Genomic DNA, 8125 nt, shown 5'->3' with positions numbered 1-8125 from the left:
ACCACCCCCACCAGCCTGCACGCGGGGCGGGCCCTCCCCCCAGGGGCCCGGGCGTCACCACCGGGGACGTGAGGGGGCGTGGGTGGAGGGCAGGGTCGATGCGCCCGGAAACACTTGCCCGTGATGTGTGGGCCGCGAAATAGGAGTCGTGCCCTCGGTTCGCCGAGAACGCGGCCCGTAAATCATGGGTTTCCGGGTCGTCGGCCCGGACCGGAACGCACGCCCCCGACCCCACACCGCGGGGCGGGCCATGGCCCACGCGGGTGAAGCGCGGCGGCCTCCGCCCCGCGGATACGCCGGGGGCCGGGGGTGCGGCGGCACTGTGGGAGAGCGCGGCCGTCCACGCCACCGGGAGGATGCCATGACCGTGGCCTTCAACCTGCTGATGCAGATCCTCATGGAGACCTTCGGCCTCCCCAAGCAGAACCTGCACCCCGACGCCACCTTCGCCGAGCTCGAGATGGACTCGCTGTCGCTCACCGAGCTGAGCGTGCTCGTCGAGGAGCGCACCGGCCTGTCCATGGCGCCGTTCCCCGTCAAGATCACGCTCACCGAGGCCGCCGACCTGATCGACGACGCGGCCGACGCGTACCTGGACCGCATGGCCGCCGCCGAACAGGAGCAGCAGCGCGTGGCAGCCGCCCGCGCGAGGGCCTGAAACCTCTCCGCCGCCCGCGCGAGCGCTCAGGCGGTCACCGCCCGCCGACGAAGCCGTGCTTCCGCAGGAAGTGCAGCGCCGCCTCGTCGGGGGAGCGGCCCTCCAGGTCCACCATGCCGTTGAGCTCGATCATCGTGTCCTCGGTCAGCTTCTCGCCCAGCCGCTGCGCGAGCTGCTCCAGCTCCGGGTGCTTCTTCAGCGTCTCCTCACGCACCGTCAGCGCGGCCAGCTCCGTGGTGAAGTGGTACCGATCGTCCTTCACCACCGTCAGGTCCAGGGACTCGATGCGCGCGTCGGTGGTGAAGACCTCCGCGAAGGTGCACGGGCTGCCCTTCGCGACGTTGACGTAGTTGAGCGCCAGCGCGTTCTGGTAGACCTGCGGCGCCGGGAAGCCGACGTCGTACGTCTTCTGTATCGCCCGCAGCTCGCGGTCCAGGAACTCCGCCGCCCCGCACAGCGTCATCTCCTCCGGGTGCGCGGCACCGTACCGCCGCAGGTCGCTCAGCTCGTCGACGTCCGCGAGGTCGCCGGTGACGTCGCTCGCCCGCGCGATCGCGTACTGGTTGCCGAACCGGGTCGGCCCGAGCCACACCACGCCGTTCTTCTCCCGGTCCTCCGTCGCGGTGCGGCGGAACTGCTCCCGGGCGCCCTCCACGGGCCGGTCGTGGCCGAGGTACTGCGTCCAGCCGGTGCCGGAGTACTCCCAGTACATGTCGATCTCGCGGCCCTCCAGCGCGCCGCGCACGATGGTCGAACCGCTCAGCCCGGTCTGGTCCTTCGTACGGGCGCCCGCCGCGCGCAGCGCGTACTGCGTGATGCTGCCGAGGATCTTCTGCTCGGTGAACTCCTTCGATCCCACCGTGAAGCGGGCCCCGGACAGGTCGAAGTCCTCGGCCAGCGAGCCGCCGCGCAGCTCCTTCGCGGTGACGTCGGCGCCCTGCGCCGCCGACCCGCCGCAGCCGGTGACCGCGAGTGCGGTCAGGGCGAGCACCGCGGCCAGGCACCGGTGGTTCCGCCCGACGGTCCGCCGGGCGGCCCGCCGGACGGTCTTGCGCGCACGTCGCAGCACGTCTCTCACCTTCCTCACTCCTCTCGTCGGCCCCGTCACAGCCCGCGCGGCCGCAGCAGGTCCTCGGCGATGCCCGCCAGCCAGTCCACGGCCAGCGCGAGCACCGCGACCAGCACACTCCCGGTGACCAGGACCAGGTTCCGGTGGGAGGCGATGCCGTTGGAGATGACGTCGCCCAGCCCGCCCGCACCGATGAACGTCGCCAGCGCGACCGTGCCGACCGTGATGACCAGGGCCGTTCGCACGCCGGCGAGCATCACCGGGACGGCCAGGGGCAGTTCGATGCGCCACAGCACCGCCCGCCGCGTCATGCCCATCCCGAGCGCCGACTCGATCACCGACCGGTCGACCTGCTGGAGCCCGGCGATGGTGTTGCGCAGCACCGGGAGGATGCCGTACGCCACGAAGGCGATGACGGCGATCTCGTTCACTCCCAGGCTCACGAAGGCCACCGCCAGCAGCACGATCAGTCCCAGCGACGGCAGCGCCTGCCCCACGTTGGCCACGGCCAGCACCGGTCCGGAGAGGCGCCGTGCCCGGCCGCGCGTGAGGAGCACGCCGGTCGGGATCGCGACGGCCAGGATCAGCACCGTGACCACGGCGAGCAGTTCCAGATGCTTGACCGTCCGGCTCAGCAGGTAGGCGGAGTTGAGGCTGCGCTGCTCGATCAGGTCGTGCGGCTGCGCGGACACGTACCACGCCAGCAGCGTCAGTACCACGGCGAGGGCGACGGGCGTGGCGCCGTAGCGGACGAGGGCACGCACCGGCTCACACCTCCTGCAGCGCGTCGGAGCCGCCGGAACCGTGCGGCCGGGGAGCGTGCGCGGCGGTGCTGTTGATCAGCTCGCGGACCGCGTCCATGGTCACCACGCCCCGGTAGCCGCCGTCCCCGTCGACGACGGCCAGCGCCGAGGAGTTGGCGGCCAGCATGCGGTCGAGAGCGTCGAAGAGGGTGGCGTCCGGCCCGAGCGGGGTGAGCAGCGGAAGCCGCTCTCCGGGTGCACCGTCTTCCACGCGCAGCCATCCCGCCGGGCGGCCGTCGTCGTCCAGCACCATCAGGTGGCCGTGTCCGGCGCGTCGCGCCGCCGCGGCCCGCTCCTCGCCGCCGGCGGAGTCGCCCACCGTCGGCCAGTCGGGCACCGGCAGCGCGCCGAGCGGGGTCAGCGACAGCCGCCGCACCGACGCGCCCGCCCCGATGAAGTCGGACACGAAGTCGTCGGCGGGATCGGCGAGGATGCGCTCGGGGGTGTCGTACTGGTGCACCACTCCGCCGTCGCCGAAGATCGCGATGCGGTCGCCCATCTTCACGGCCTCGTCGATGTCGTGGGTGACGAAGACGATGGTCTTGCGCACCTCCGCCTGGATGCGCAGGAACTCGTTCTGCAGCGCCTCCCGGTTGAGCGGGTCGATCGCGCCGAACGGCTCGTCCATCAGCATCACCTGCGGGTCGCCGCCCAGGGCCCGCGCCACGCCCACACGCTGCTGCTGGCCGCCGGAGAGCTGCTTGGGATAGCGCCTGCGGTACGTCTGTGGCGCCAGCCCGACCAGGTCCAGCAGCTCGTCGACCCGGGCGGCGATCCGCTCCCGGTCCCAGCCGAGCAGTCTGGGCACGGTGGCGATGTTGTCGGCGACCGTGCGGTGCGGGAACAGTCCGCCCTGCTGGATGGTGTAGCCGATGTTGCGCCGCAGCACGTGCGGGGCGACCTCGGTGACGTCCCTGCCGTCCAGGTGGATGCGGCCGGAGGTCGGTTCGATCAGCCGGTTGATCAGCTTCATGGTGGTGGTCTTGCCGCAGCCGGACGGCCCCACGAAGGTGACGATCCGGCCCGCAGGGATCTCCAGGTCCAGCTCCTCGACCGCGGCCTGCCGCTGGCCCGGGTAGCGCTTGGTCAGCGCCTCCAGGCGGATCATCGCGCGGTCCTCGTCCTGCTGCTCCCCGGCGGTCCGGCCGCCGTCGCCGCGCTTGCTGCCGTTGGTCATCTTCTCAAGCACCGAGCCCTCTGGGTGTGGTCAGCCGGTTCACGGCCGCGTACATCAGGTCGAAGAGGACGGCGAGCACGACGATGCCCAGCGCGCCCTCCAGCGTCAGGTAGACGGCGAACGGCGTGCCCGCCGTGGCGAGGCCGTCGAGGATGAGGTTGCCGAGCCCGGGACCGTTGACGGCCGCCGCGATGGCGGCGATGCCCAGCAGCAGCTGCGTCGCGACCCGCAGTCCGGTGAGCAGCACCGGCCAGGCCAGTGGCAGTTCGACGGTGGCCAGCACCCGCAGCCGCCCCATGCCCATGGCCCGCGCCGACTCCACCACCGCCGGGTCGAGCGCGCGCAGGCCGACCACGGTGTTGCGGATGACCGGCAGCAGCGCGTACAGCGTCAACGCGACGATCGACGGGCCGCTGCCCAGGCCCAGCGGGGTGATGAGCAGCCCGAAGAGGGCGTAGGACGGGATGGTCAGGAAGACCCCGGCGACGCCGAGCGCGACCGCGCGCGGAGTGCCCGTGCGGTAGGTGAGCACCGCGACGGGCACGCCGATCAGGACGGCCAGCCCGAGTCCCTGGAGCACCAGCAGGGCGTGCGCCAGGGTGGCGTCCAGCACGATGGGCCAGTTGTCCGCGAAGAACTGAGGGAACGTCATCTCACCCGCCCGCCCCTGCGCACCCGGCGCCGGCGGACACGGGCCCGGCTGCCGGGAACGCCTCGGCGAAGAACCCGTCCAGCTCCTCCACCAGCTCCCGGAACGTGGGGTGTTCGTCGAACATCCACTCCGTGTGTCCCGCCCCCTCGATCAGCCGCAGCCGTTTCGGCTCCCGCGCATGGTCGTACAGGGCGCGCGCCTCCTCGGGGCGGTGCAGCCGGTTCTCCGCGCCGTGCACCACCAGCAGCGGGCGCGGCGCCAGCCGGTGCACGACCTCCTGGGGCGAGAACCGCAGCAGCATGTCCGCCGACTCCAGGCTCACCCCGGAGCCGAAGCCGGGCGCCTTGTACAGCTCCTCGCCGACGTACCCGTCGGTCCGGTCGTCCAGGTCCAGGCGCACGATGTCCCAGGGGGAGGTGATCTCGCTGCGGCCGTTCGCAGCCCGCTGCCCGCGGTCCCGGGCCACCCGGTCCAGCAGGCTCCGCCAGCTCGCGTCGTCGTGCATGTTGCGGGTCGAACGGGTGCCGTCGCTGATGCAGTTGACGGCCGCGACCGCCCGCACCCGCGGGTCCTCCGCCGCTTCGGCGACGGCCACGCCGCCGCCCATGCCCCAGCCGAGCAGCCCGATGCGCCCGGCGTCGAGCAGGTCGTCGGCGGACACCCGGTCCACCGCCGCCCGCACGTCCTCCGCCCACTCCTGCGGCACCAGGCGGCCGCGCTCGCCCTCGCTGGCGCCGAAGCCGCGGTAGTCGAACGCGACGACCGCGTAGCCGCGTGCCGTCAGCGCCCGGGCGAACCGCTCCGGGTGGATGACCTTCAGGCCCTGGTAGCCGGAGGCCGGGACCACCACCGGGTACGGCGCCCCTACTCCGTCGTCGTCGGGCAGGTGCAGGTCCGCGTCGAGCCGCATCCCGCTGCTGAAGAACGGGAACGGGTGAGAGTTCATCGGTCGGTCCTCCTGTCGCTGTGCGCGTCCGGTGAGGGCGGCGTGGCCGGCAGACCGGCCATCGCGCGGGAGATGCGGTGGGCCGCCGCGCAGGTGACGCGGGCGGCGCGGTCGAGGTCCTGGCCCATCCGCCAGGCCGGGCCGGAGACGTTCAGCGCGGCCGTCACCCTGCCGCGGAAGTCCCGCACCGGCGCGGCGACAGCGACCAGCCCGGCCTCGAACTCCTCCTCGACCCGCGCGTGTCCCGCCTCGCGGGCCCGTGCCAGCCGCCCCAGGAAGTCCGGCACGTCCCGCGGCCCGTTCGGCTCGGGCGCGGGGAAGGACGTCCCGGCCAGCAGGTGCCGCACCTCGTCCTCGGAGTGGTCGAAGAGCAGCGCACGGCCCGAGGAGGTGGTGTGCAGCGGCACCACCCGGCCGATCCAGCCGGTGGCCTGAACCGCCCGGCAGGGGCGCTCCGAGAGCACGGTCAGGGCGCCGCCGTCGGTGAGCACCGTCAGGTGGACGCGCTCCTGGAGCACGTTCACCACGCTGCGCAGCACCGGCGGCGCCTCGGCGACGAGTCGCGGACGCCCCGCGTTGGAGGCGAGGGTGAACACCTGCCAGCCGAGCCGGTAGCAGCGGGTGCCAGCGTCCCGTTCCACCATACCGACCCGGTCCAGCGCCTTCAGAGCCCGGGACACCTGTGTCTTCTCCCGGCCCACGCGCCGCGCGACTTCGACGACGCCCAGCCCGCCGCGTTCGGCCGCGTCGTCGGAACCGAGCGCCTGCAGGATGGCCAGCGTCCGGTGAAGGCTGGAGGAACCCTCGCTCGACATGGCCCCGAGGATGGGGGCGGGGGAGCGCTGCGGACAACCGTCGTTGCCCGTTCGGCAACTACCGCGTGACGGACGTCATGATGCCGCCGCGGGCGGTCCGCCTCACGGGACGACCAGCGTCTCGGGGCGCTCGGACGCGGAGGCGAGCAGCGCGCCCCCGTCCAGTCCCTCGCCGGACAGGGCGTCGACCAGCAGGGCCAGCGCCTCCGGCGGCGTGGGGGAGTCCGGCTGGCCCGCGTCGGAGGAGAGCACCACGCGCTCCGGCCCGACCCGGGAGACGTACGCCGCCAGCCGTGCGGCCGTCATGCCCGGCTGGTGCAGCAGCTGAAACGTGGTGATCTCGGCGAACGCGCCGTAGGCCGCGGTGAGTTCGGCCGCCTCCTCGGCGCGCATCCCCGGCACGGTGTATCCGGGGTGGGTGAGCAGCAGCCGCCGTACGCCGGCCGCGTGCGCTTCCGGGAGCAGCCACCGCACCTCCGCTGCGCTCAGGTGGCCGGTCGCCAGCACCGCGTCCGCCTCCGCGACCAGCGCGCACACCTGCCGTGCGGCCTGCGCGGCGAGGGGGTTCTGCGGCGGGACGCCGTAGGCGTGCGACGACAGTCCGGGCCGCGCGCCGCACAGGCGGGGCAGGCCCGCCGCGCGCTGGGTGTGGGCGTCGGCGGTGGGCATCCACACCACCCGGCCGCCCGCGTCGAGGCAGGCGGCCACGGCCGACGGGTTGACGCCGTCCGTGTGCTGGTTGAGTGCGATGCCGCCGTACACGGGAAGGCCGTGCGCGCGGGCCGCGGCGGCCGCGCGGCCGACCGTCGACTCGTAGTGCGCCTTCAGCACGCAGCCGGAGAACCCGGCTACGGCGTAGGCGGCGACCGTGTCGTGGTCGTCGGCGCGGCGCGGGACGACGTCCGGGGCCGCGTGCACATGGAGGTCGAACACCCGCACAGGCTGCTCCCCTCGCCGCCGCCGCGCAACGCGAGTTGCCCGAGGGGCAACGGCCCGGCGGGCGGCGCGGGCGCGATGCTCCCCTGGCTGTCAGTCGACGCCCTCCTGCATGAGGCGGCGCACCTCGCGCTGGACCAGGCCGAAACGGGCCTCCTCCAGCAGCGGCATCTCCCGGCGCCTGCGGCGCGCCGCGCGCACGTCGAGGTCCACCAGGGTCAGCGACTCCTCCCAGCGGGGGGCCTCGGCCGCGATGCCGCCCCACGGGTCCAGCACCCGCGAACCGCCCCAGAAGGACGCCTTGCCCTCCTGCCCGACCCGGTTGACGAAGACCACCCAGCACTGCTGCAGCCGGGCGATGTTGAGCAGCAGGTCCTCCCAGTACACCGCGGTGTCGACGGCGCCCGGCGCGAGCCCGTCGGCACTGTTGGTCGGCACGAGCAGCACCTCCGCGCCGTCCTGCGCGGCCAGCCACGGCAGCATGGGCTGCCAGGCGTCGTTGCAGATCAGGGTGGCGACCCGGGCGTGCGCCGTGTCGAACGCCCGCAGCGCGTGCCCCGGGCTGAAGTGCTTGCGTTCCTCCCACTCCAGGTAGTTCGGCAGGTAGAGCTTGCGGTGGGTGTGCAGCACGGAGCCGTCGGAGAGGTAGCTCGCCGCGTTGTAGCGGCGCAGGCGCCCGTCCTCGTGCAGGCCGACCAGCACGTCCGGGCCGTGCGCGGCCAGCGCCGCCAGCCGTGCGTCGTCGGCGGCCAGCGAGGTGTCCTCCGGCACGCGGCCCAACGCGTAACCGTGCAGGCTCAGTTCGGGGAAGACGACCAGATCGGCGCCCTCCGCCGCCGCGCGCCGGACGATCCGGTGGGCACGCTCGAGGTTGCCCGTCACGTCCCCGAGCGCGCAGTCGGTCTGCGCCAGTGCGATCCGCACGGCGGATCACCCCTCTCCGCTGTCCGGCCCGGGGTCTCTCCCCGCCCTGGGGGCGCGTTCTACCGGGCCGTCGGCGCAGGTCGCAAGGGTGGTTGCGGTGCAGACAACCGGCACCCGCGACGATGCAGTACGGTGTACCGGAAAG

The 8125-nt window shown here is 73.5% G+C and carries 9 protein-coding genes; 1 reads left to right on the top strand and 8 read right to left on the bottom strand.

Annotated elements, in window-relative coordinates; translation table 11 throughout:
- Positions 1–361 precede the first annotated feature (361 nt).
- Positions 362–658 carry an acyl carrier protein gene (locus RM572_RS14585; protein ID WP_311673753.1) on the top strand — a complete coding sequence of 99 codons (297 nt, stop codon included), beginning with the start codon at positions 362–364 and terminating at the stop codon, positions 656–658.
- A 34-nt stretch (positions 659–692) separates the two neighbouring features.
- On the opposite strand, the gene RM572_RS14580 is transcribed toward RM572_RS14585, so the two are convergent.
- The 8 genes from RM572_RS14580 to RM572_RS14545 all read right to left on the bottom strand — a co-directional run bounded on the left by RM572_RS14580 (position 693) and on the right by RM572_RS14545 (position 7980).
- Entirely contained in the window at positions 693–1727 is a 1035-nt protein-coding gene (locus tag RM572_RS14580; protein WP_311673752.1) for a glycine betaine ABC transporter substrate-binding protein, read from the bottom strand.
- A gap of 35 nt (positions 1728–1762) precedes the next feature.
- Entirely contained in the window at positions 1763–2491 is a 729-nt protein-coding gene (locus RM572_RS14575; protein ID WP_311673751.1) for an ABC transporter permease, read from the bottom strand.
- Between the two features lie 4 nt (positions 2492–2495).
- Entirely contained in the window at positions 2496–3719 is a 1224-nt protein-coding gene (locus RM572_RS14570; protein ID WP_311673750.1) for an ABC transporter ATP-binding protein, read from the bottom strand.
- Complete coding sequence (locus RM572_RS14565) at positions 3712–4359, bottom strand: ABC transporter permease (protein WP_311673749.1); 648 nt, start codon at positions 4357–4359, stop codon at positions 3712–3714. The genes RM572_RS14570 and RM572_RS14565 overlap by 8 nt, the downstream gene beginning before the upstream one ends.
- 1 nt (position 4360) lies before the next feature.
- Positions 4361–5305: an alpha/beta hydrolase gene (locus RM572_RS14560; protein WP_311673748.1), complete on the bottom strand. Its 945-nt coding sequence runs from the start codon at positions 5303–5305 to the stop codon at positions 4361–4363.
- Positions 5302–6120, bottom strand: a complete 819-nt coding sequence (locus tag RM572_RS14555; protein ID WP_311673747.1) for an IclR family transcriptional regulator — start codon at positions 6118–6120, stop codon at positions 5302–5304. Before RM572_RS14555 ends, RM572_RS14560 begins: the two co-directional genes overlap by 4 nt.
- Before the next feature lie 102 nt (positions 6121–6222).
- Complete coding sequence (locus RM572_RS14550) at positions 6223–7053, bottom strand: DUF6282 family protein (protein WP_311673746.1); 831 nt, start codon at positions 7051–7053, stop codon at positions 6223–6225.
- A gap of 96 nt (positions 7054–7149) precedes the next feature.
- Positions 7150–7980 (bottom strand): nitrilase-related carbon-nitrogen hydrolase, encoded by an 831-nt coding sequence (locus RM572_RS14545; protein WP_311673745.1) that lies wholly within the window; start codon positions 7978–7980, stop codon positions 7150–7152.
- Between the last annotated feature and the right edge of the window lie 145 nt (positions 7981–8125).

It is taken from the genome of Streptomyces hazeniae (assembly GCF_031845485.1).
In the GTDB taxonomy this organism is placed as follows: Bacteria; Actinomycetota; Actinomycetes; order Streptomycetales; family Streptomycetaceae; genus Streptomyces; species Streptomyces hazeniae.
The sequence above is the reverse complement of the archived record's forward strand: the minus strand, read 5'-3'. Positions and strand labels throughout refer to the sequence as shown.

Excerpts from the sequence above, each read along its gene's own strand:
- RM572_RS14585 (WP_311673753.1), top strand. The coding sequence starts at position 362 with ATGACCGTGGCCTTCAACCTGCTGATGCAGATCCTCATGGAGACCTTC.
- RM572_RS14565 (WP_311673749.1), bottom strand. The coding sequence starts at position 4,359 with ATGACGTTCCCTCAGTTCTTCGCGGACAACTGGCCCATCGTGCTGGAC.
- RM572_RS14560 (WP_311673748.1), bottom strand. The coding sequence starts at position 5,305 with ATGAACTCTCACCCGTTCCCGTTCTTCAGCAGCGGGATGCGGCTCGAC.
- RM572_RS14555 (WP_311673747.1), bottom strand. The coding sequence starts at position 6,120 with ATGTCGAGCGAGGGTTCCTCCAGCCTTCACCGGACGCTGGCCATCCTG.